The organism is Niastella vici (assembly GCF_002077945.1).
Taxonomy (GTDB): Bacteria; Bacteroidota; Bacteroidia; order Chitinophagales; family Chitinophagaceae; genus Niastella; species Niastella vici.
This window is the reverse complement of the sequence record NZ_LVYD01000113.1, coordinates 274,652-298,692: the sequence shown is the minus strand read 5'-3', so window position 1 is coordinate 298,692 and position 24,041 is coordinate 274,652. Positions and strand designations below refer to the sequence as shown.

The window sequence follows — 24,041 nt, the reverse complement described above, 5'->3', positions numbered from 1 at the left end:
AGTGTAGATTGCAATGCCGAATTGATCACGATGCCTGCGCCTTATGATAAGCAACCGGTATACTATAACAAACCGGTTGTTACCAAACCGGCCGATTGTGAGTGTCACCTGATCAATGATCTGTATGTAAAATACAGGGTGAGCCGGTTGTTTGGAAGAAGGGACGCCACATTTGCAGCCTATATTCAAAGAACGCAGGGAGCGACGATGACAGATAGCGATTTGCAGGCTTTATTAAATCTATGTAACAATACGAGCACACCAACAGATGCGGGAGTAGCCTGTACGTTCCTCGCCACGCCAATTTACCTGCCACCGGCCCTGCAATGTAATGCGGGTGAAGTATGTACGTCTTGTACCGTGGTTGCGAGCCTGTACCAAAGCTACAAAGAGCAATACCCGAACGATACGCCACGTATCGCAGAAGCCAATGATACCCTGCAGAACAAGCGTAATACGCTTTTCCAAAACTACATGAATAACCGCCTGGGTTATTCACTGCAAAGCTGGGAATACCTGCAGTTCATGAAGCAGTGTGCCGATTCTGCCGGCAGCATCAGTAGTGTAACCCATTGCGTTGACCAGCGAATAGGAAGTTTGTTCCTGACAGCTGTTTCTGGCAAATTGGAAGATGTGCAGACAACCCCTGATCATGGTTACATCATGGCAGGGAAGACCGGATCGAATGCGGTGCTGATAAAAACAGACAGTGTGGGCGCCATTCAATGGTCAAAACAATACGATGGCAGCAGCGAAGATTATTTTACCCGGGTAAGACGCACGAGCGATAATGGGTATATAGCCATCGGTACCACTAAATCGGGTCACTATACAACGGGCGCTATATTGATCGTAAAAACCAATGCCGGTGGCGACACCAGCTGGACAAAAACGATCGGTTTTGGAACGCCACTCGGTGAGCGGGGCTATGATGTTATTCAAACGGCTGATGGCGGTTATGCTGCTCTTGGTATTTATAACCAGCATACCGGTTTTGGTGAGTTTGTGCTCACGAGCCTGCAAAGCAATGGAACAATAAACTGGACACACCGGTTTGGTACGAGCCGTTTGCAGAATAACAGTTATGAATGTTATACGCCAGGCGCCGATACGGTATCATATGATGGCAAGCCCTCGTATGGCCTGTTGCAGGATGCGGACACCCTGCTGGTGACCGGTGCAGCATATGACCGCAATGTGGGTGACCGTTATTTTGGCGTGGTACATCGTATTGATAAAAATAATGGATCCCTGGTGAACTCCTGGCATTATGCCGATAGCACCAGCGAAACAAAGAGCACCTGGTTCAGGGATATCTATGCCACTGAAAATGGCTATCTGGTACTGGCCACCAATGCAGAGAAGCTGGGAACTACCAATGCACAGGTATCGGTGGTGAACCTGACAAGAACAGGTGCGGTGGCATCGTACAAACGGTTCAATGTGCCAGCAGGCAGCAACCGGATGGTTACCTCTGCGGTGTTCCCAACCAGTGATGGTGGTTACATGATAGCACAAACGGGTAATAACAGCGAGCACATCATCTGGCAACGGATGGATGCAGCGGGCAACCTGCAATGGTCAACCGAGACAGCATTGTCGGGCACACAAACTGTTGGCCGGATCATCCAAAAGAGCGACAGCAGCTTTGCGGTGGTGGGTGATAACAATAGTCAGATGCTGATCCTGGTAGTAAAACCAAACTATGGTTGTTATGATAATACAGTAACAGGAGGAATAACAACTCCAATAATGGGCCGCATCAACTGGGCGCCGGTGGCAAGCCAGTTTGTAGTGCCAACCAATACCGGAGTTGTCTTGTCGGCAATGGCTTTGTCACTAACTAAAGACTCTACGCTGGCCTGTCCGGGCAATGGCACCTGCTACAATATTTATGAAGGGCCACGGCTCTGTGGTAAAGCACAAACAGTACTGCCGCCCTTAAAAAATGAATACATAGGAGCTTGTTCAGACAGTACTTTCTTTGCAATAAGTAAAGGGACGGAGCTGTATAAAGTATATACTGACTCACTAACTGGTGCTTTTGAACAGCGGTACATCGATAAATGTTTACAGGCTTACCGCTATGAGTCGTTTACAGTTACCTATCAAAAGAATGAATACCATTACACTTTATATTATTATGATCAGGCGGGTAACCTGATCCGCACTGTTCCACCGGCTGGGGTGCATGAATACGATACTGTACAGGTAAGACTCGCCCGCGCAGCAGGAACTGAACTGGCTGCGCAGCATACGATGTATACCGATTACCGGTATAATACTTTGAATCAGGTGGTGGCGCAACACTCGCCCGATGGCGGAACAAGCGCCTTCTGGTACGATAGATTAGGAAGGATGAGTGTATCACAGAATGCAAAGCAAAAGGATAGTACGCAGTATAGTTATACAAAGTATGATGGAATAGGACGTATTATCGAGGTTGGACAACTTACAAGTAGCACAGCTATCACTGATAATATTAGCCGCGATCAATCATTACTGACGGGATGGTTAACGGGGGCCGCTTCAACCGCAGAGCAGATCACGAAAACCACCTATGATGCTGAATACACGCCGATACAACCCGTGCTAAAGGCCCGCAACCTCCGTAACCGGGTATCATGGACCGGGTTATACAATACATCTACCGATCTGAGTAATAATGAAGCTGCAGCAGCTACCTATTATACCTATGATATATTAGGCAATGTGGATACATTGGTGCAGGACTACAGGCTAGGCACAATGGCTAATAATGGCAACCGGTTTAAGAAAATTGCCTATGATTTTGATCTGGTAAGTGGAAAAGTGAATCAGGTAAGCTATCAGCCTGGCCAGGCCGATGCGTTTTATCATAAATACACCTATGATGCCGAGAATCGCATTGTCAATGTACTCACCAGTGCAGATAGTATCAATTGGGATAATGATGCGTTTTACCAGTATTATGATCATGGGCCATTAACCAGGGCCATAATAGGTGAACAGCAGGTGCAGGGCATTAATTATACTTATAATCTGCAGGGGTGGTTAAAGTCTGTTAACCCCAATATATTAACTGGTGGAGGAAATACCTTACAACCAGATGGCAGCACAGGCAGTATAATAGGCAAGCCGGCATATAACTTCATGCTGAATTACTTTAATGGAGACTATAAGGCAATCAGTGGGGCTACGCCGCAGGATAATGGGGTGAATGCTATACTGGGCACCGAATACCGTCCATTGTATAATGGCAATATCAGTAGCATGGCAGTGAACAATGAGAAGTTGGGAAATCCATTGCTATATAATTACCAATATGATCAGCTCAACCGCCTGGTAGCCATGGATGCCTGGCAAAAGAACAGCAATGACTGGAGTGATATCATCAAACTGGGCGGCGACTTCCAGGAACGGGTGAGTTACGATGCCAATGGAAATATCTTAACCTACAAACGCAATGGTAACACAGCAGGTGGCAAGCCGTTGGGAATGGATAGTTTGACCTATAAATATGTAATGGGGACTAACCGGCTGGACCATATGAGTGATAGTGTGCCTGCGACTAATTACGATGTGGATATCGATAAACAGACAGCGGGTAACTATGTTTATGATGCCATTGGCAACCTGGTAAAGGACAACGCTGAGGGTATTAATAAGATCAGCTGGACAATATATGGAAAGATCAGCCGCATTGTTAAATCGGATGGTACGGATATCTCATACACTTACGATGCCAGTGGCAACCGGATCAGCAAAGCAGTAGTGAAATCGTCTCCTGCTTCGGCAGACACCACCTGGTACATACGGGATGCGCAGGGAAATGTGATGAGTGTTTATGAGTCAGGAAATAGCACAGTAAACACTGGCCACTTGTCCCAAATCGAGCTACATTTATATGGCAGTAGTAGGATGGGGCTGTTACGGCGTAACCTGGACGTAGCCATTGATTACAATCCTGATGATATGGCGATGCCATTGCTTGGTTTGGGTAATAATATTACCTTTGGCAGAGGTGATAAGCTATTTGAACTGAGTAGCCATTTAGGGAACGTACTTGTAACGGTAAATGATAAAAAATTAGGTGTTTCTTCTAACAACAATACCGTAGATTATTTTAACCCACAGGTTGTAAGTGCGCAGGACTATTATCCGTTTGGGATGTTGCAGCCGGGTAGGAGTTTTAATGCAGATGGGTATAGGTATGGGTTTAATGACAAGGAAAGTGATAATGAAGTAAAGGGAGAGGGGAATCAGTATGATTATGGGTTCAGGATTTATGATCCGAGGATTGGGAAGTTCTTGAGTACTGACCCTCTATCTGCAAAATTTCCTTATTATTCATTGTATCAGTTTTCAGGGAATAATCCTATTAGATATATTGATTTAGATGGAGCTGAACAATTTGATCCTCAATCTGTGCCTAAAGGTGTTACGCATATTTCAAATGCAACTGCACCCGGCGTGGCTCAACAAACCAAGTCTGTTTGGATTGGGAATTACGAATTAAGAGGATTAGTTGGTGTAAACGGAGAATCATACTGGATAGCGAGGTATCATTATAAAGAGGGTCGCTTTAAAGGCATGTACAATGATGAATGGGTGGTTGGACCAGATGGTGTAAAAGACCTAGCAAAAAATCCGGAAGGTCTTCACAATAGATCTGAGTGGATTTGGACGTTGGGCATTAAGCCTCTTAGTGTTAGCTCGCTTGTTAGGGGATGGAAAGAAACAGTTTCAAATCCTATAAATTGGATAGCCGGTGCAGGAGTATTTGCTGGTAGTTTTCGATCTGTAACGAAACTAGACCCTTCCTTGGTTAGATTTTCACAACGTACAGTTAATGGTACGGTATTAGAGGAAGTCACAGAATCTATGACCGCTAATGGGTGGAAAGGAGATGCGATTGATGTTGTTAAAATGGAGGATGGTGCATATACCTCTTTTGATAATAAACGATTATATTCTGCCAAGTCTTCTGAAACTGATGTTATAGCAATTGTACATGATTATACTGAAACACTTGATAAAGTTATGAAAGAAAGAATTAAAGCACAATATGGCGTTGATGCTAAGACTTGGGGTGATGCAATTAAGTTAAGAGTCAAAGATCAAGGAAAGAAGTTTTGTACTGCAAATCCCAATGGTAGTTTTGATCTTCCTGCGGTAAAAATAAAAAGTAAAACACAATAACATGAACTTTTTAAATGAATCCTACTTGAAATTTCAGTTCATTTATCCTCCTGAATATATAAGAATTGTTGAGCTTGGATTAGTGAATATTCAACCATGGGAGATATTAGTTGATGATCGAGTTAAACTAAGATATGAGGGGTTGAAAAGTAGATATCCAGAGCGTAAACTTATTCCTTTTGCGCAGAGAAGAGATTGTGATGATGTTGCCTGCTGGGATTTGAACAATGAAGGCAAACTGATTATTATTCATGATTATGCTTCTGTTGGTTACGAGCTTGTTAAAGAATATAATACTTTCTGGGATTGGTTTCGAGATGCTATAGATGATATGGTCAACTTTATAAATGATGATATTGAATAAGATGAGAGCGGTGCAACGTTCACGAACCTTCCATAATAAAGTGTTCGGGTATTCAGTAACATAACATAAACAAATAAACTAAAGCCAGGCACACTGCTTGGCTTTTTTTATTTATTCCATTGAAGAAGGTCTGGCTCGGCCTTCTTTTTTATTTCACTCGATCGTAAAACTCAATACAGACAACCGGGAATATGTTACCTGGCAATTTGGATAATTTAATTTTTGGTTCTTGTGGCCTTAGAATAGAAGCATTGGGATGCGGGTAACCCTGAAAGTGGTATTCAAATAGGTAGCAGTACGGCATAACCTGGGCCTGTAAAACAATGATAGCCCTGGATAAACTGGTTAGGTGTTGTGCTAAAAGGTTTACACTGGGTGCAGCTTATCTGGCTATTGCTTTTGCTGGACTGATCAATGATCTGGAAGCGTACAGGCTTGAACAGCTTAAACAACAGGCTAAAGAAAAAGAACCGATAATGCAATTAACTGAAGCAGAAAAAAGCAGGCTGAAGAATTTTTGAAGCACCCGGTGCTTTTGAAAGAAATAATGTTTTGATCGGCCAAAGTGTGGAGGAATTGGTGAAGATAATAACCGGTTATTGGTGTATCTTGTGTTTACAAGGAGGAAGCGAAAAGAACCATTGCGTGTGATCAGTCTGGGTAGCAGTGATATTGGTAAAACACATTTACAATCAGGTGTAGGCGAACTGATGCTACCAGAAGATGTAATCCAGATTACCAGCCTTTCAGAAAATGCTCTTTACTACTCCGGTAAACAGGAAACTGAAACACAAACTGATCTTGGTAGAAGACCTGGGCAGCGCAGGTGAAGAGCTTTACCCTTTGCGTGAGTTGCAAAGTAGAAAGGATGTTGTCAATCCTAATAATCCGGATGAGCCAGCGAAAAAAGATATTTCTAAGGACGAAATATTTGCCTCTTTTATAGAGAATAAAATTAGACTTAAAAATAATCTCCCGTTAAGAACACATTATTCACCCATTGCAGGTGGCGGGGTTGTGAGAGAGTCTAGTTTTACAACTAATACGTATATGGAATTTTTGCGAACAAACTTAATTAATTTTAAACTAAGATATACGCAATTGAGTATACAGCAAGTTCATCAGCAAACAAGGATCCCTATGCCAGAAAGAACTCGCTCTCGAGCCAAGGATATTACAATTGCCAGGATATCGATAGTTATTTATATTTCTTTCTGCTTGTCATGTGTAACTGGGAAGTATGAGAGTCGGAATAGAACTTTTAATATATTGGATCAATATGTTAAAAGTCAGCACTACAGGTCAGATGATGACGGTCGTTCGTTGCGTATAGCAGAACAAAAAATCGCGAACAGGTTTGAAAAGGATTTCGATAGCGTAAAAAGTATAATTGTTATTAAGGAGTATTGCAGTCCCTATCAACTTTCAGGGTATGTATACTCCAATGATATACAAAATGGACGATTTTTTTATCAAACTAAAAGATTTGCTGAACTGAATTTTGAAGATCCTGCTTATTCTGTTGCTCCTATCTTTTATAAAAGGATAATTGAATTATTGCAAAAGGATAGTCTGGAATATTACAAAAAAATTAATGATGCCGATTTCCCGGCAGATGATGAGTTTTGTTGGCTGTATGTTATAAAAGGAGCAGTGGATAAGAACAGGTATTCGGAAAAGAAAATTGTATTTAATAATCCATTGGCCTTAAGGCGGAGGATTATATCGTATTGAGAAAAGGAGGATATTCGAGACTTACGATAAAAAAAAAGAGATTGAATACCTATTCATAGTTGGGTATTCAATCTTTTTTTTGCTATATTATGAAATAAATTTGAACTCAAAAAGGCGCAGGATCATGATGGAAATCGCCGGGGATCTGCTGACGGGTTGTAAAAGCTGTTAATCAATATGTTGATATGGAAAATATGAAACGTTATATTTTGATTGTGATGAAGGTTTTGTGTTTTATGTTCCTGCCTGGTGTGGTTAGTGCACAAAGCCAGTATGCATATTTTAAATCAACAACAAAAAGTCTGGTGGATTATTTGGTAAAATATGATACTGCCAGGATACATGGCTTGTTTGATGAGAATAAAAGGTATGAAGAAGTAAAAGATGGTATTAAAAACGACGGTAAAATGATAACAGCAATAATGAAAAAATATGGGGCTCAGGTGTTAGATAGTATCTCTCTGGAAAAAGGCAAAAATGATGAAAATGTTGTTTTGATAACATTGTTGAATATGACGGATTCTTCTTTAAACCTGAAAAAGTGTGAATTAGTTGTTTTCTTTTACCCGGATAGATTTTTGCCTTACTCAAAGAAGGTATTGAACTATGTACTATTTAAAACCTTATTGAAAGAGCCGGAAGAAAAATTTATGCCGTTGCCCCCGGATTTTAAGCAAATGCAGCACTGATTTTCATGTGTAATTCTGTTCGTTGACGAGGCAAATCTCAGACGAAAAAGAAAAAAGCGAAAAGGCAAAAGTAAAACGCCATGAAAACGTTGCATACACATTTTATCACAAAGCTCATTTACCTGGTTTTTTCGGTGAGCCTTATTTGTTGTACTGGTAATAAAACGTGCCTTTTTTAAACCTATTTCATCAAAACTGATATCCTATGACTCCTCTTTCAAGAATGAAGGGAAGCAATATTTTGAATTTAGACTGAATTCATGGAAAGGCTATGTTGACAGTTCAAATACTTTTATTCCTGAATTTGGGTATTCAGGTTTGCTTTCGAAAGAAGGGGATAGAATATTTTATCAGAGGAAAACTAATGATAGCCGTTCATTGTTTTTTGATTTCAACATGAAGAAAGGAGATTCGATTTTTGTACATAACAATTTCCTTTTTAATAGATTTCAAGCGGCTTGGCAGGACGTATCAAAAGAGTATTTCTTGATTGTAGAGGATAAAATTGTTAAGGGTAATAATGATGCTATTTTTAAGATAGTTTTTCGAAAATTTAATTTCATTTACCCTAATGACAATTTAGGATTTTATGTAAGTCGAAAGTCTGGTGTTTTACTTGTTTTTGTAGGTTTAATATCAGATAATAATGAATGCATCTTTAGGTATGTGGGAGATAAAAGGTTAATGGATCCCAAAACTCTTTTTTGCCCTGAAAATATTATGTAAAATGGTGGTCGTGGAGGCCGTTTTACACGAATAAAAGATGCTGTCTTTCTATGTTGAATACTAATCCTCGAGTGTTAAAATTGCAAGATTGCACCAGCCTTCAGGTTGGTATTGGCGCCTATGATGGAAAAAGCCAGGTACTGAAACTAAATTCGATGATTATATAAAGAAGATACCATGAGAGTGATTGTCTGCCTTGTAATTATTCTGCTGCTTTCTTGTAAAGAGAAGAGAAGTGATTGTGTTAAAAATGTTGACAGTATTCTGGAATGCGATACTGCTTCGATTATGCTTTATTTTTAGATAATAGTATGCCTGGCAGGTTGAAAGATGGATTGATGGCAATATATTACCAAGGAGTGGAAGAGGATTTTAGATCCGTATTTTATGACACCGGTAGAACATATCCTTTGCATAGTCGTGATTATATATGTATTAAAAAAGCGGAGCTGTATAAATATTATTCCGGTCCTGCAGATACCCTTTGGGGTGTAGTGTATCAAAAAGGATTGGGATACTCACAGGGATTTGATATTGTTTTGTCAAAAAATATTAACCTTATTAATCTTAAGTGGGAAAAGGCTGATGAACATCCAGGAGTTCCAGAAGAATTTATGCATTAATACAAACTTATTTTCCATGATACCTCTCTGCAATTGCTCCTATGCGAAAGGCTTATCTGGTAAGCCAAAAAATAAATCATAATGAATCGTTTTGTAGTTTCAATAATAATATCGGCGACTTGTCTTTTAAGCTGTAAGGGTTGCTTACGCCATATTTACGCCGTACACGAAGAGGTTGAGAATTTGGACATAATATTTCAAGACACAAGTATACAGGCTTCATCTTTAATTAAATACTTTGACTCGGTTCTTAAATTTGATACTGCTAATTATAAAGTTTTAGATTCTTTGGGTGGCCTGCCGCTAGGTGAAGAACAGAGAATTGTTTATTTTAAAAAGTACCCAAATGAATATTACAGGGTTTCAATTAATGCATTCCCTTGTTGGATAATGGGTGTGTTCAATGAAAATATTGATCGTTATCATTGGGTTTTTAGTAGGTCTAAGATTAAAGATGATGAATTGAAGCGTATTGAAAAAAGGTTTAACAACGAAATATTATCGAATGCTCCTAAGCAAAATTCACATTAGCAGAATAATACGCTTCGTACCACCAGCAGGCGAACAACAAAAACTTCGCAACCAATAAACAATGCACCGCATAAAAAATAAAATTGGCATCATTTATTTGTGTGTGGAATTACTGTTCTTTTTGTTTGGCTTCCTGGATAACTACTGCTTCCGTAAGGAAGAGCCCGTTTTTTTTGCTCATTCCTCCTCCTTCTACTAACAACTGTTTTGCCGTTTCTCTTCATAATATTTATTGTATCAATGCTTCGTTGATCAAAACGCACCTTCCTACCACTCATCATTTATCGGTAAAATATCGGTGACTTCTCGGCCAATCCGGAAAAATAATCACCTTTTTGTTTGAATTTTGCAATCTGTTGAATGTTCTTTCGTCTCCCTGTTTGAACAAGGGTAGCTGGGTAGTATTGCCTGCAGGTTCATGTGCCTGTGAATTTATCATGTAATATTTTCCGGGTCATTGCTACCAATCGTGGGCATTTACAAACTTGTATAAGATTCTTGCCTTATATGAACCCCATGATCTTTAAAATGATGATTTTATAAAAAATATTGCAACGCAATAGGGGTGATCAACATCCCCGTTGTCTCATATTCTCAAACACACAATTTTTATGATCCGACAGTTGATGCGTTTTTCTGTTATCAGTTTTTTACAAATGCTACTCATTATGGGGGGCTTGCAGGCACAAACCGGCAAATTCACCGTTAACGGGTATATTAAAGATGAATCAAGCGGTGAAGTGTTGATCAATGCTACCATCACCATTCAGCCTTCCGGCATAGCCGTAATGACCAATTCATATGGCTATTACTCAGTTACCCTGCCGGCCGGTAAATATACCATGCTGGTCACCTATTCCGGTTTCAAGGCATCGCAAAAAGAAATTGAGCTGAAAGGCAATACCACTGTTGATGTGTCAATGGCCACTGCGGGTAAAGACATGCAGGAAGTGGTGATCACCGGTGAAAAAAAACTACGCCGCACCAATACCGTTGGTATGGGTATACAACAATTAAGCGCCAGCACAATAAAAAAGATCCCGGCCTTTATGGGTGAACCCGATGTGGTTAAAGCCCTGCTTACCCTGCCCGGTGTTACAACAGTGGGTGAGGGCTCTGCCGGTTTCAACGTACGTGGTGGTAATGTTGATGAAAACCTCATCATCATGGATGAAGCGCCCGTATACAACTCTTCGCACCTGTTGGGTTTCTTCTCTGTATTTAACCCCGATGCGGTAAAGAACGTAACCATGTACAAAAGTGCCTTCCCCGCCGAATATGGTGGTCGCACTTCTTCGGTGCTCGATATTCGCATGAAAGAAGGGAACAACCAGAAGTATAACGTGAATGGTGGTATCGGTAACGTGTTCAGCCGCCTGTCGGTTGAAGGTCCCCTGCAAAAAGACCGCTCTTCCTTTGTGGTGGCTGCCCGCCGTTCGTATATCGACGTGCTGGCCAAACCTTTCCTTAAAGAAAGTGACCGCAACAGTACCATGTATTTCTACGACCTCACTGCCAAAGTGAATTATGAATTGAATGAAAAGAACACCATTTACCTGAGTGGTTATTTCGGCCGCGATGTGTTTGGGTTTGGCAACCAGGTAAAATTCAAATGGGGTAATACAACCGGTACATTCCGCTGGAACCACCTGTTCAACCGCAAATTGTTCCTGAACACCAGCGTATATTATTCCAAATACGATTACAGCCTGAAATTTAAATCAGACGATGATGTGCAACAAGGGTACGACTGGACCTCAGATATTCAAACCTATGGCATTAAGCCATCGCTTACCTGGTATGCCAGCAATAAGCATACAATAAAAACCGGAGTGAACCTGATCTATTATGATTTCTTCCCCGGAAAAGGCGTAGCCAGCAGCGAAGGCAACAAAAACGAGATTTTGCTTAAACGCCGTTATGGCGCCGAAACCGCCGCCTTCCTGGAAGATACCTGGAAAATGAATTCAAAATGGCAGTTACAGGCCGGCGTTCGCCTCAACCGCTACGCATACCTGGGCAATACTTCTGTATTCTACTTCAGGGATACCACCGCCAATGTGCGCAAACCGCTCGACCATGTTGACAATGTAACCAGCAAAAGCCCGGTGAAAGAATGGTATTTCTTTGAGCCCCGCATTTCATTGCGGTATGAGTTACAGAAGAACACTTTCCTGAAAGCCGGTTATACCCGCGCTACGCAATATATTCACCTGTTGACGAACTCCGCTTCGCCCACACCGGTTGACCTGTACTTCCCCAGCACCAACAACATTAAACCTTCTTTAACTGATCAGTACTCAGTAGGGTTTGTTACCCAGCTTAACAAATGGCCGCTGGAAGTTTCGGTGGAAACATTCTATAAGAAAATGCAGGACCTGCTCGATTATATCGACAACGCCAACCTCGACCTGAACCAGTTGGTTGAAGCTGACCTGCTCACCGGCGAAGGAAAATCTTATGGTGTTGAAGTGGAAGTGAAAAAAGAAACCGGTAAATGGCAGGGCTGGATCAACTATACCTTATCAAGATCATTGCGCAGAACAGCAGGTATCAGTAACAACGACTGGTATTTGAGCCGCTACGACCGCACCCATGTGCTCAATACCTGTGTAATGTATACCTTGAACGATAAATGGTCGTTCTCGAGCAACTTTACGCTTGGTTCCGGTACCCCTTCCACTTTCCCCGATTCACGGTTAGACATACAGGGTATGGGTATCCCGTATAACAGCACCAATAAACGCAACGACTTCCGGTTGCCGGCTTATCACCGCCTCGATGTTTCGGCTACCATGCAGGGGCGCCAGGGCAAAAAAATGAAACAGGAATGGGTGTTTGGTATCTATAACCTGTACGCCCACCAGAATGCCTATAGCATCTATTTCCAGACAAATAAAGATGAGCCCGAAAAGAAAGAAGCCGTGCGTTTATCTATCATCGGCTCTCTCATTCCTTCTGTGACCTGGAATTTTAAATTCTAAACAAACCGAAGTTCGAGCGAAAGAAAAATAGGACAAACAAAAATAAAAATGATGCGAAATAAAGTAGTCAAATATATCTCTGTTGTATTAATAGGTGCTTCCTTTGCTTCCTGTACAAAGGTCATTAACCTCGATCTGCCCAAAGCAGATGATCTGCCTTATGTTGATGCCTGGATCACCGATCAGCCCGGGGTACAAACAATCAAGTTTTTAAAGGCAGTTGATTATATGAACAGGAATGCGCCCGAAGTGGTTTCCAATGCACAGATCACTGTAACCGACGTAACAGCGGGTAAGTCGTATCCGTTCACGTTTTCAAATGGCGCCTATAATTACGATGCCGGCAGCAGCTCCATTGGGGTAATTGGGCATACCTATAAATTAAGCATTACCTGGAATGGCGAACAGTTTGAAGCAACCGATGACCTGAAACGCAATACCAAAATAGATTCGCTGACATCTGAATTTAAAAAGAAAGATGGGGAAGATAAAGAAGGCTACTACGTAAAGCTGTATGTGCATGATGCAATAGGTGCGGTTGATTATTACTGGATCCGGACGTACAAAAATGGCTCGCTGAATTATCATGTGGGCGAAATGCTGAGCGCCGATGGCTCTTTTAGTGATGATGGCCTTACTGATGGATATGCTTTTATTCCGCCTTTCCGCGATGGCGTAACGCCAGGCGATCAACCTTACGAAAAAGGCGACGTGGTAAAAGTGCTGATCCGCGGGGTGTCGAAAAACTCGTATGAATTCCTGCAACAGGTGCAGCAGCAGCTTACCAATGATGGGTTGTTTGGCAAGGTGATGCATAATGTACCGGCCAATTTGAACAACCAGTCAACCACCGGTAAAACAAAAATTTACGGTTGGTTTGGCACGGTGTCCGAGATCTCGGCCACCAAAAAAGTAGAGTAACATTTCTGATAATTGATAGGTTAAAGGTGGGTCGCCCTGTAAGGGTGGCTCACCTTGTTTTTTAGTGGTCATTGTTTATACCACTGACCTTTTTTATTTATAGCGTATTTTGTGTTACCTTGGGTACAGGTTAAAACAGGCATTCCGGTTAGGCTCCCAACATCACAATTCCCAGATTTTTATTAGTAGCTGTTAGCGCATTATTGTATTAATACATACAGTACTAAAATCCTTTTTTCATGAAACAGGTAGCCGACTTCTTCCGGAAATTACTCGATACATCAGACTGGCCACCACGCTGGCATTGTGGTAAATGGTCTGAGTTTCACGGTTGGTTGTACATTATCAGCGATATCCTGGTATGGTCGGCCTATTTTGCCATTCCCCTCATCATTATCCGGTATATTTCCAAAAAGCACGACGCCCGTTTTATAAGGGTATACTTTTTATTTGCCGGTTTTATTCTGGCCTGCGGTTCTACCCATTTCTTCGATGCCGTTACCTTCTGGTATCCTGTTTACCGCATCAATGCCCTGGTACGGGCTATAACGGGTATTTTAAGCTGGATCACGGTTTTTTACCTCATCAAACTGCTGCCGGTGGCATTTTCCCTGCGTTCATCGGCAGAACTGGAAGCCGAGGTGGAACAGCGTAAAATGGCAGAGGAGAAGGTCAGGAATCTGTTGGAAACGCTCGAAAGAAAAGTGCAGCAACGTACGGCCGAACTGGAAAGAAAGAACAAGGAGCTGGAACAGTTTGCCTATGTGGCTTCGCACGACCTGCAGGAACCGCTGCAAACCACCTCGGGCTTTGTACAGCTATTGCGTAAACAATACCATGGCCAGCTTGACCCAACGGCTGATCAGTACATTGATTATATTGTTCAGGCCTCAGGTCGAATGAGGATCCTCATCAAGGACCTGCTCGATTATTCCCGCATAGGCCGCGGTAACGAAAGTCGCCCCGTTGATTGCAATGTGCTGGTTCAGGAAGTGCTGGCCGACCTGCATAATATGATCGTCGAAAATGAGGTGCTTATCAAAACAGGCCGGTTACCCGTATTAAATAATGTATTTCCTACTGAATTGAAATCACTTTTTCAGAACCTGATAAGTAACTCCATAAAATTCAGAAAACCCGGTGTTACACCGGCATTATTCATTGACGCCCTGCAAACTAATGGGTACTGGCAATTCTCGGTAAAGGATAATGGTATTGGTATCGATGAACAATACCTGGAAAAGATCTTTGTTATTTTTCAACGGTTACACAATCGTTCAACGTACGATGGTTCGGGCATAGGATTGGCCCATTGTAAAAAAATTGCAGAATTGCATGGTGGAAAGATCTGGGTACAATCGCAACCGGGAGTGGGAAGTACGTTTTACTTTACGATTGCTGATGGCGCACAATAATGATGTAGGGATTTCCAGATTTTGAGATTTGATCAAATCCCAAAATTCCGCAATCGCAAAATCAGAATTCTCGTCTGTATTCCTCATATTAAATCGCTTTAGTATACCTAACGTATAAGTGAAAATATATACATCAGTAAATTAATTATAATTTAATTCGGTTTATATTTTATCTTTATCCGGTTGCAAAATAAACCAGAAGGCCAGTAACCCTAAGAAAACGTACGGGATCATAAATTCTGCCGGTTTCCTGATTTTACCCTGAGTAGTTCCTGAATTTAAATTGGAAACTGCGCGTCCAACATCCCCCGCTCTGTATTTATACATAAACGAACAGGTTACTGTTTTAAGAAGGTTTTCAACCATGCCGGTTGTAAAGAAGTGTGTTTAAACCTTAACCCCTAAATGTTTTAAAACAGTACACAGCAGCTGAAAAATTACCCGTTTAAACCTATATTGAAACCATCTTTGTTATGAAGGTGAAATTAAATTGTATTCTGTTAGTTGATGATGATGAGCCTACTAACTTTTTAAATAAGATAGCGGTTGAAGAGTTGGAGTGTACGCATCATATTAAGATCATTCCTGGCGCCCGCGAAGCATTGGATTATCTTACCTGTGCGGGTCAGCCCGCCCCGTTAAACAAAGACTGTCCCAATCCCGAGATCATCTTTCTCGACATCAATATGCCTGCCATGGATGGTTGGGAATTTTTGCAGCAATACGAAGCTCTGCCCAATGCACGTAAAAGCAGCATCATTGTCATCATGCTTACCACTTCCTTCAACCCAGAAGATGAGTTAAAGGCCCGCAAAATACCCTCTGTGAAAGAGTTCAGGAACAAGCCGCTCACGTCGGTCATGTTGCAGGACATTTTAAAAAAATACTATCCTGATCAATGTGGTTTAGGGAGTTAGTTACCGGTTACCGGTTTCTGGTCGCCAGGAAAAAAATTCGGAGACTCCGACTGCAGGTAGAGTGATCGAAATTCAAGGCCCGGGAATGGGTAACTGGTAACCGGCAACTATCCTGGGATCTCTATCTTCAACGTACAGCCCTTGCCTGGCGCGCTGATGATCTCCATTTTACCATTTTGCATTTCAACCCGGCTAATGATATTGTTCAACCCAATACCCCGGTTCTTTTTACGGGTATCGAAGCCAATGCCATTGTCTTTGATATTCAGCTGAAGCCAGTTGCGCATGGTCTTTAGTTCAATCAATGCTTCCGTTGCGCCCGAGTGCTTCAGTATATTGTTCAACTGTTCCTGTACAATGCGGTACATGATGAGCTTTTTGTTGTTCGACATGTTTTCAATATGCTGGTCGTTGGCTTTTATCCTGATCTTTAGTTCGGGCGATACCGTCAGGTTTTCGATCAACTCAATCAGGGCTTCTTTGAGGCCAATATCGCCCAATGAGGGGGGAACCAGTGTTTTTGAGAGCGCACGTATTTCATTAATGGCCTTGGTGATGTTCTCATAGCTTTTGCTCAGCAGTTCCTTGCGGTGTTCTTCTTCATTGATGGCCATATCAACACACAGCTTGGCGGTGGCCAGTATCTGGTTAATGTTATCATGCAGCTCATGGCCTATTTCGCGCCGTTCCTGTTCCTGCGTTTGAATGGTCACCTGTGTAATAAGCTTTTGCGTTTCGATCTGGTTGCGTACCAGTTCTTCCTGCATTTTCTTGCGTTCGGTAATATCCATCATGGCGCCCAGGATGCGATAGGGTTTGTTGTGTTCGGCTTTTAAAATATAGCCCCGGTCATACACAAATTTATAAACGCCGTTGGCCGATTTATACCGGTATTCTTCCTGCCAGTGGTCAAGTCCTTCGCGCATACAGGCAGAAATGGTTTGCAATATGCGTTCGCGGTCTTCAGGATGAATATTTTGGTGATGCCATTCAATGGTGTTTTGCACTTCGCCGGGGGCGAAGCCAAAAACAGAAGAGATGCCTTCGTTCCAGAGTACATCATTGGTGCGAAGGTCCCAGTCCCAAATGGTATCGCTGGTTGCTTTAATGAGGGTGTTGTACCGTTCGAAATTCTCCACTACTTTTTGCAGGATCTTTTTTCTTTCAATACTGTATTGAATTGATTTGGCCAGCACCTTATCATCAAATTCTCCTTTTACCAAATAGTCCTGTGCACCGCGGGAAATAGTGTTCAGCGCAATTTGCCTGTCGCTTAAACCACTCAGTACAATAATAGAGATATGCCGTGCTTCTTCATTAAGCCGTTCGAAGGAGTTGATGCCATCGCTATCGGGAAGACTCAGGTCGAGAAAAATGAGGTCGGGTTGATGTTCGTGTACTAATAGTACTGCTTCGCTAAGGCGTTCGGCGCGGAATATATTTTTGGTGGGAAGCTTACTGAGCTTCAGGTACTCACAAAAAAGAAAAAAATCACTGGGATTATCTTCCACCACCAATATATTCAAAGAATGGTTCGCTGCAAGCATAGCATGTTTTTGAGTAGTGTATGTTTATACTACCCCAGAGCTATTAACCATGTTTTGTAAAAGTGAACCCGTATCAATTACATAACCAACTGTAAATGTGATACCATTCATCTGCTACTGTTAACCGACTGTAATCTACTCTATTTGATTAAATAAATTCGCATATTCATTCATTAATCAAGGAAACTACTTATTGTATAAGTGAAAACCCTAATTTGTTGATGTGTTTCTGACGCGCTGATCGATTCGCCCAAATCATTATTTTTGATTATGGAAAAACCTGCTAGCTACTGCGAGGCCGTGCATAAAATGGAAGCCGGCAATGTACATATACACTATCACGATAAAGAATATGGTTTCCCCATACATGATGATAATGAATTATTTGCCCGCCTGATCCTGGAGATCAACCAGGCCGGTTTAAGCTGGACGACCATCCTGAAGAAGAAAGATAATTTCTTCAAAGCCTTTGATGATTTCAATATTCAGAAAGTAGCGCGGTACAGCGATAAAAAGGTAGAGAAGCTGATGCAGGATGCCGGCATCATCCGTAACCGGTTGAAAATAGACGCGGCTATTGAAAACGCTAAACGCATATTGCAGATCCAGAAAGAACACGGTTCTTTCAAGAACTGGCTCGATGCCCATCATCCGTTATCGAAAGAAGAATGGGTAAAGCTGTTCAAAAAGACCTTCCGGTTTACGGGCGGCGAAATTGTTGGCGAATTCCTGCAAAGCACTGGCTACCTGCCGGGGGCGCATATTGATTCCTGTCCGGTGTATAAAGTAGTATTGAAACACAAACCGGCCTGGGTTTCTAAGAAAAAATAATAGGAGGAACGAGGCCTACAGCTTCCACTCAACAACCTTATTCACCCATTCCGCTTTGTACGGCGCTACCACCTTGATGTAATTATCGGTGTAGCCTTCCATCATTCCGCTTTTTTCGTTCTCTTCAAACAAAACGGTGCGGGTTTGGCCGGCAAACTGCTGGTTGAAGTACTGTTGTTTCATGTAGGAGAGGTTACGCAGGGTCTTGTTGCGTTCATGCCTTACGTTCACGGGTACTACCGGTCCCAGGGTAAGCGCATGGGTATTATCCCGTTCAGAGTAGGTAAATACGTGCAGGTAGGTTACATCGAGCTCGTGCAGAAAATCGAATGTTTCCTGAAAATCGGCATCCGTTTCGCCGGGAAAACCAACAATTACATCAACCCCTATAGCGGCATGCGGCATCAGCGTTTTGATGAGTTTAACGCGTTCGGCATACAGCTCGCGGCGGTACCTTCTGCGCATTAACCCCAGAATGCGGTTGCTGCCGCTTTGCAGGGGAATATGGAAATGCGGCATAAAGGTATTGCTGTTGGCTACCAGCTCAATAATTGTGTTGGTAAGCAAATTGGGTTCAATAGAGGATATGCGGAACCGTTCAATGCCTTCCAGTTTGTCGAGCGCACTGGCCAGCTCGTAAAAGTTCTCTTCGCGGTTGCGGGGACTGCCCGTGACCGCCGGATCTGGCTCATTGCCTTTTCCAAAATCGCCCAGGTTCACACCGGTGAGCACGATCTCCTTCACACCATTGGCAGCCAGCTGTTTTACATTTTCCACCACCCGTTCAATAAGGTCGCTGCGGCTTTTGCCCCGCGCCATGGGAATGGTGCAGAAAGAACAATTGTAATCGCAGCCGTCCTGCACTTTTAAAAAGGTGCGGGTGCGGTCGTGAATGGAGAACGAAGAATGGAAACCATTTACTTCCTCAATATCGCAGCTGCAAATTTTGGTGGCATCGCCCTTGGTAAGCTCTTTTAAATGCTGGGCCAGATTGAATTTTTCGGCAGCGCCCAATACCATATCAACGCCGGGGATGGCGGCAATTTCTTTGGGTTTCAGCTGGGCGTAACAACCGGTGATCACTACCAGGCTTTCAGGCGATTTGCGCTGAATACGCCGAACCAGCTGACGGCATTCCTTATCGGCATTATCGGTCACCGAACAGGTGTTTATCACATACACATCTGCCACATTTTCAAAGGCCGTCTTTTCAAACCCCTCATTTTCAAGCATGCGCGAAAGGGTAGAGGTTTCTGAAAAGTTCAGTTTACAGCCTAATGTATGAAATGCCACTGTTTTTTTTGCGCCCATAGAGGGCGCAAAGATAATCAAATGCCCCCTAACCCCCTAGAGGGGGAAGTAAGAGCGCTAACTCGATAAATAAACAGGGGCTCACTTAGGGCAACCAGCTGGAATTTGGTCAGAAAATCTGTAACGGTATTACCATTGATCTACAGATATTCCACCTCTAATAAGAGGCCGGTTATCTGCAGGTCATTAGTGGGTTATATGCGGGATATCTCCGGGATATCTCTGTCTTTCCAATAGAAAAACGAGGGTGTTTCCATTGAAAGCCAGTATGCCGTCTTCTACTTTCTCCCTAAATTGCCTTCCTTTTACGTTCATTATGAAGCAAATACTTTCCAGGATATTCGTTTTCGGCTTTGTTCTACTGATCGCCTGTCAAAATAATGGGGGGAACCAGGAGAGCCAGGGTAATCGCCGCAACCATCACAAACAGTATCATAAACAGGACCGTGAAAACCGGGCAACTTCTGATGATCAGTTCGGCAATGGCCCGCAGGCTGCCCCGGATAATGGCAATTCCGGTTCCGACCCTATCGATCGCCACCCCGGTCAACTCATTTTCACCAAACATGCCCGTTGCCGCATGGGGTGCCGCCATATTGACGAGGGGGAAGTGCAGGAGATCCTGGAGAAAGGCCGCATCAATTACCGCAAAAGCGAACCGGCCGGCCGCCCCGATCCCAAATATGCGCTGGAAGGCACTACCCACGATGGCCAGGAAGTGCGCATCATTTTCGCCCCCTCCAAACGGGGCATGGTGGTTGTAACAGTCATTGACCTGGGCACCGAATGGACCTGTGATTGTAAATAAAATACCCTTGTCAACTTGATCTGGCTCAATACTTTTTCAATAATAAGGCTGCGTACTTAATATCCGGATTATATGTAGTATTTTTCTAAAATATTTCCGTCTACCTATTGATACCCACATGAGATTCCTTCGAGTTTTCTATTGTTGTTATGCCCTGCTATTGTTCTTTTTGTGCATGCTGCTGGTAATTCCGCCGGTAGTGGTCGCTTCCTTTTTCGGCAAGGTGCGGGGCGGTAATTTTATTTACCGGCTTTGCGGCTACTGGGCCAGCGTATGGTTCTTTTTGATCGGCATTCGCCACCGCAACCTGTACGAACAACCCCACGATAAAAACAAACAATACATTTTCGTTGCCAATCATATTTCCTATCTCGATGCGCCGGTGATTGTAAAAGCCCTTCACCAAAAAGTACGGGCATTGGGTAAGGTGGAAGTATCGAAAGTGCCCCTGTTCGGGTTTATTTACCGCAATGCTGTTGTGACTGTCGACCGCAGCAGCGCTGCCGCGCGGGCCAATAGCGTTCGCATTCTGAAATCGGTCATTCGTAAAGGCATTTCCATTTTTATTTTCCCCGAAGGCACGTTCAATGAAACCGGTAAGCCGTTGAAAGAGTTGTACGATGGCGCTTTCCGCATAGCCATTGAAACACAAACGCCCATAAAACCCATTTTGTTCCTCGATACCTGGCATCGCATGCATTATTCCACGGTATGGAGTTTAAATCCCGGCCGGTCGCGCACCGTTTTCTTGCCCGAAATACCCGTGAACGCACTAACGGGGAAGGATGTGGGCGCCTTGAAAGAACAGGTTCGCCGGGTTATGGAGGAAAAGTTGAAGGAATATAATGCAGGATGGCTAGAATAGTTGTCAGATCTGCAGGGTTCCCAAAACTTTGAGGGGTGAAGGTAAACTGTGAACTAAGTCTTAACTTGGCCGGTGAAATGAGCCATTCCATTTTGTTTGCAGAAGTCATTATTCCCCTGGCGTTGCCAAAAAATTATACGTGGTCGGTGCCCGAAGCGCTGCGTGAGCAGGTAAAGGTAGGCGCACGCGTGGAAGTAGTGCTGGGTAAGAACAAGAAATACGCCGGCGTGGTGAAACGGCTTCATACCGAAAAGCCGGAAGCTTTCGACGCAAAGGACCTCCTTAATATCCTGGATGCAGAACCGGTTATTTTCCAGGAACAGCTGAAGCTGTGGGAGTGGATAGCCCGCTACTATATGTGCAGCGAAGGCGAGGTAATGGCAGCCGCGCTGCCCGCCCATTTTAAATTGAGCAGTGAAACGGTGCTTGTTTTTAATGAGGAATTCGGCGATAACTTTTCTACCCTCGATCACGATGAATACCTGGTAGGCGAAGCCCTGTTGCTGAAAAAGGAATTGAAGCTGGGCGAAGTGCAGCAGGTACTCGATTCGAATCGCGTATATCCGGTTATAAAACGGCTGATCGAAAAAAAAGTATGCTTTGTTTGGGAAGCGCTGAAAGAAACCTGGGCGCCCAAAAAAGAGACATTTGTGCTGCTGAATGCCAAATACGATAATGAAGAAGAGTTGAGTAATTTACTCAATGACGATAAAAAGCTGCAACGGGCCGAAAAGCAACTGGAGTTGCTGCTCAGCTATCTGCACCTGATAAAAACGCAGGGTGAGGTCACCAAATCGGAATTGCTGAAGAAAAGCGGCGCCTCCGATGCGCAGCTGAAAGGACTGGTCGACAAAAACATTTTGTGGCTCGAAAAACGGCAGGTTGACCGGCTGCAATACCTTCCCCGCAATATTCAAATAGACTTTGAATTAACCCCCGCGCAGCAACGGGCATTTGATGCCATTACCGAACAACTGGTAAGCAAACAGGCATGCCTGCTGCATGGGGTAACGGCCAGCGGTAAAACCCAGGTGTACATCAAGCTCATTGAACGGTACATACGGCAGGGAAAACAGGTGTTGTACCTGTTGCCCGAAATTGCCCTTACCTCGCAGGTCATTCGCCGGTTACAAAAGCATTTTGGCGGGTACATCGGCATTTATCATAGCAAATTCAACCAGAACGAACGGGTTGAGATCTGGAATAAAGTAAAGACCGGTGAGCTGAAAGTGGTGCTGGGCGCCCGCTCGTCGATCTTCTTACCCTTTACCGATCTGGGATTGATAGTGGTGGATGAAGAGCACGATACTTCTTACAAACAGCAGGACCCGGCCCCGCGGTATCATGCCCGTGATGGCGCTATTTATTATGCCTCTTTATTCAATGCGAATGTTTTGTTAGGCAGCGCCACGCCATCGGTAGAAAGTTATTTCAATGCGCAATCGCAAAAGTACGGACTGGCCCTGCTGGGCGAACGGTTCGGTGGCGTGCAACTGCCCGCTATTGATATCGTGGATACAAAAAGAATGTACGGGGCCGATAAGAACAAGATCATCATTACCCCGCCATTAAAAGCTGCTATTGATCATTCGCTTGAACAGAATAAGCAGGTGATCCTGTTCCAGAACCGGCGCGGTTATTCGCCCTACCAGGTTTGCCAAACCTGCGGCTGGATACCCCATTGCAAGTATTGCGACGTTACGCTTACTTTTCATAAGAACACCCATAAGCTGCATTGCCATTATTGCGGTACGGTATACCCGCCGGTACATGCCTGCATGGCTTGCGGCGGCGATAAATTTTCCCAGCGCAATTTTGGTACGGAACGCATCGAAGAACACCTGGAAGAATTATTTCCCAAAGCCCGCGTTGCACGCATGGATATTGACAGCGTTCGCGGAAAAACGGCGCACGATAGCCTGATACAACAATTTGAACAGAACCGGTTAGATATACTGGTAGGTACGCAAATGGTGGTAAAGGGGCTCGATTTTGAAAATGTGAACCTGGTGGGCATCCTCGATGCAGACAGCCTGCTCAGTTTTGCCGATTTCAGGGTAAATGAACGGGCCTTTCAGCTGATGGAGCAGGTGAGTGGCCGGGCCGGCCGTAAAGACAAGCAGGGCCACGTGTTCATACAGGTATCCAATACCCAGCACCCGGTGCTGTATTTTGTGCAGCAGCACGATTATGGGTTGTTTTACCAGCAGGAAATAGAAGGCCGTAAAGTGTTCTTTTATCCGCCCTTTTCGCGGTTGATACAACTCACTTTTAAACATAAGACGAAAGAAGTGGCCGAAGCCGCCGCCCAAATGATGACCTTCTCCATGCAGGCAGAATACGGAAAATTCCTGGTGGGGCCTGCAGAACCGGTCGTAAACCGGGTGCGCAACCAGTTCCTGATGGAATTACTGGTGAAATTGCCCAAAGATGGGGAACTCATACAGCGCTGCAAACGGTTTATTCAGGAGCAGGTAGCCGTGTTGCATAACGATAAACGGTTCAGAAGCGTGGTCGTAATTGCAGATGTGGATGCTATATAGTATTTAATTTGAAAATCCCGGCATCGCCAGGATTTTCAAATGAGCTAATTA

At 43.5% G+C, this 24,041-nt stretch carries 18 protein-coding genes; 16 read left to right on the top strand and 2 right to left on the bottom strand.

The features are described 5' to 3' along the window. Positions 1–30: 30 nt before the first annotated feature. From A3860_RS37530 to A3860_RS37470, 12 genes are all read left to right on the top strand, one after another. The gene (locus A3860_RS37530) at positions 31–5,181 is read left to right on the top strand and encodes an RHS repeat domain-containing protein (RefSeq protein ID WP_081155737.1); all 5,151 of its coding nucleotides are present in this window, start codon (positions 31–33) and stop codon (positions 5,179–5,181) included. Position 5,182: 1 nt separating this feature from the next. Continuing rightward, entirely contained in the window at positions 5,183–5,545 is a 363-nt protein-coding gene (locus tag A3860_RS37525) for a hypothetical protein (protein ID WP_081155736.1), read from the top strand. A 323-nt stretch (positions 5,546–5,868) separates the two neighbouring features. Beyond that, a complete protein-coding gene (locus A3860_RS37520) occupies positions 5,869–6,066 on the top strand; it encodes a hypothetical protein (protein WP_081155735.1) in 198 nt (65 codons plus the stop codon). Positions 6,067–6,346: 280 nt separating this feature from the next. After that, positions 6,347–7,279, top strand: coding sequence for a hypothetical protein (locus A3860_RS37515; protein ID WP_143774459.1), 933 nt, complete (start codon positions 6,347–6,349; stop codon positions 7,277–7,279). 185 nt (positions 7,280–7,464) lie between these two features. Further along, entirely contained in the window at positions 7,465–7,968 is a 504-nt protein-coding gene (locus A3860_RS37510) for a hypothetical protein (protein WP_081155733.1), read from the top strand. A 396-nt stretch (positions 7,969–8,364) separates the two neighbouring features. Beyond that, complete coding sequence (locus A3860_RS37505) at positions 8,365–8,694, top strand: hypothetical protein (protein ID WP_143774458.1); 330 nt, start codon at positions 8,365–8,367, stop codon at positions 8,692–8,694. 269 nt (positions 8,695–8,963) lie between these two features. Further along, the gene (locus A3860_RS37500; RefSeq protein WP_081155731.1) at positions 8,964–9,317 is read left to right on the top strand and encodes a hypothetical protein; all 354 of its coding nucleotides are present in this window, start codon (positions 8,964–8,966) and stop codon (positions 9,315–9,317) included. Positions 9,318–9,398: 81 nt separating this feature from the next. After that, positions 9,399–9,848, top strand: coding sequence for a hypothetical protein (locus A3860_RS37495; RefSeq protein WP_081155730.1), 450 nt, complete (start codon positions 9,399–9,401; stop codon positions 9,846–9,848). A 611-nt stretch (positions 9,849–10,459) separates the two neighbouring features. Next, on the top strand, positions 10,460–12,832 hold the full coding sequence (locus tag A3860_RS37490) for a TonB-dependent receptor (RefSeq protein WP_081155729.1): 2,373 nt from the start codon (positions 10,460–10,462) through the stop codon (positions 12,830–12,832). Positions 12,833–12,880: 48 nt separating this feature from the next. After that, on the top strand, positions 12,881–13,753 hold the full coding sequence (locus A3860_RS37485; protein WP_081155728.1) for a DUF4249 domain-containing protein: 873 nt from the start codon (positions 12,881–12,883) through the stop codon (positions 13,751–13,753). A gap of 239 nt (positions 13,754–13,992) precedes the next feature. Next, positions 13,993–15,168, top strand: a complete 1,176-nt coding sequence (locus A3860_RS37480) for a sensor histidine kinase (protein ID WP_081155727.1) — start codon at positions 13,993–13,995, stop codon at positions 15,166–15,168. Between the two features lie 473 nt (positions 15,169–15,641). After that, entirely contained in the window at positions 15,642–16,085 is a 444-nt protein-coding gene (locus A3860_RS37470) for a response regulator (RefSeq protein ID WP_081155725.1), read from the top strand. A 107-nt stretch (positions 16,086–16,192) separates the two neighbouring features. Here A3860_RS37470 and A3860_RS37465 read toward each other — a convergent pair whose 3' ends face one another. Next, positions 16,193–17,632 carry a PAS domain-containing protein gene (locus A3860_RS37465; protein WP_081155724.1) on the bottom strand — a complete coding sequence of 480 codons (1,440 nt, stop codon included), beginning with the start codon at positions 17,630–17,632 and terminating at the stop codon, positions 16,193–16,195. Positions 17,633–17,902: 270 nt separating this feature from the next. Between A3860_RS37465 and A3860_RS37460 the strand changes: the two genes are divergently transcribed. Next, entirely contained in the window at positions 17,903–18,463 is a 561-nt protein-coding gene (locus A3860_RS37460) for a DNA-3-methyladenine glycosylase I (protein WP_081155723.1), read from the top strand. 15 nt (positions 18,464–18,478) lie between these two features. Here A3860_RS37460 and mtaB read toward each other — a convergent pair whose 3' ends face one another. Then, entirely contained in the window at positions 18,479–19,774 is a 1,296-nt protein-coding gene (gene mtaB / locus A3860_RS37455; protein WP_081155722.1) for a tRNA (N(6)-L-threonylcarbamoyladenosine(37)-C(2))-methylthiotransferase MtaB, read from the bottom strand. A gap of 316 nt (positions 19,775–20,090) precedes the next feature. Between mtaB and A3860_RS37450 the strand changes: the two genes are divergently transcribed. The 3 genes from A3860_RS37450 (at position 20,091) to priA (ending at position 23,990) form a co-directional block, all read left to right on the top strand. Further along, positions 20,091–20,582 (top strand): DUF4258 domain-containing protein, encoded by a 492-nt coding sequence (locus A3860_RS37450; RefSeq protein WP_158085487.1) that lies wholly within the window; start codon positions 20,091–20,093, stop codon positions 20,580–20,582. Between the two features lie 118 nt (positions 20,583–20,700). Beyond that, positions 20,701–21,447 carry a lysophospholipid acyltransferase family protein gene (locus A3860_RS37445; RefSeq protein ID WP_081155720.1) on the top strand — a complete coding sequence of 249 codons (747 nt, stop codon included), beginning with the start codon at positions 20,701–20,703 and terminating at the stop codon, positions 21,445–21,447. A gap of 77 nt (positions 21,448–21,524) precedes the next feature. Continuing rightward, entirely contained in the window at positions 21,525–23,990 is a 2,466-nt protein-coding gene (gene priA / locus A3860_RS37440; RefSeq protein WP_081155719.1) for a replication restart helicase PriA, read from the top strand. The last annotated feature ends 51 nt before the right edge of the window (positions 23,991–24,041 follow it).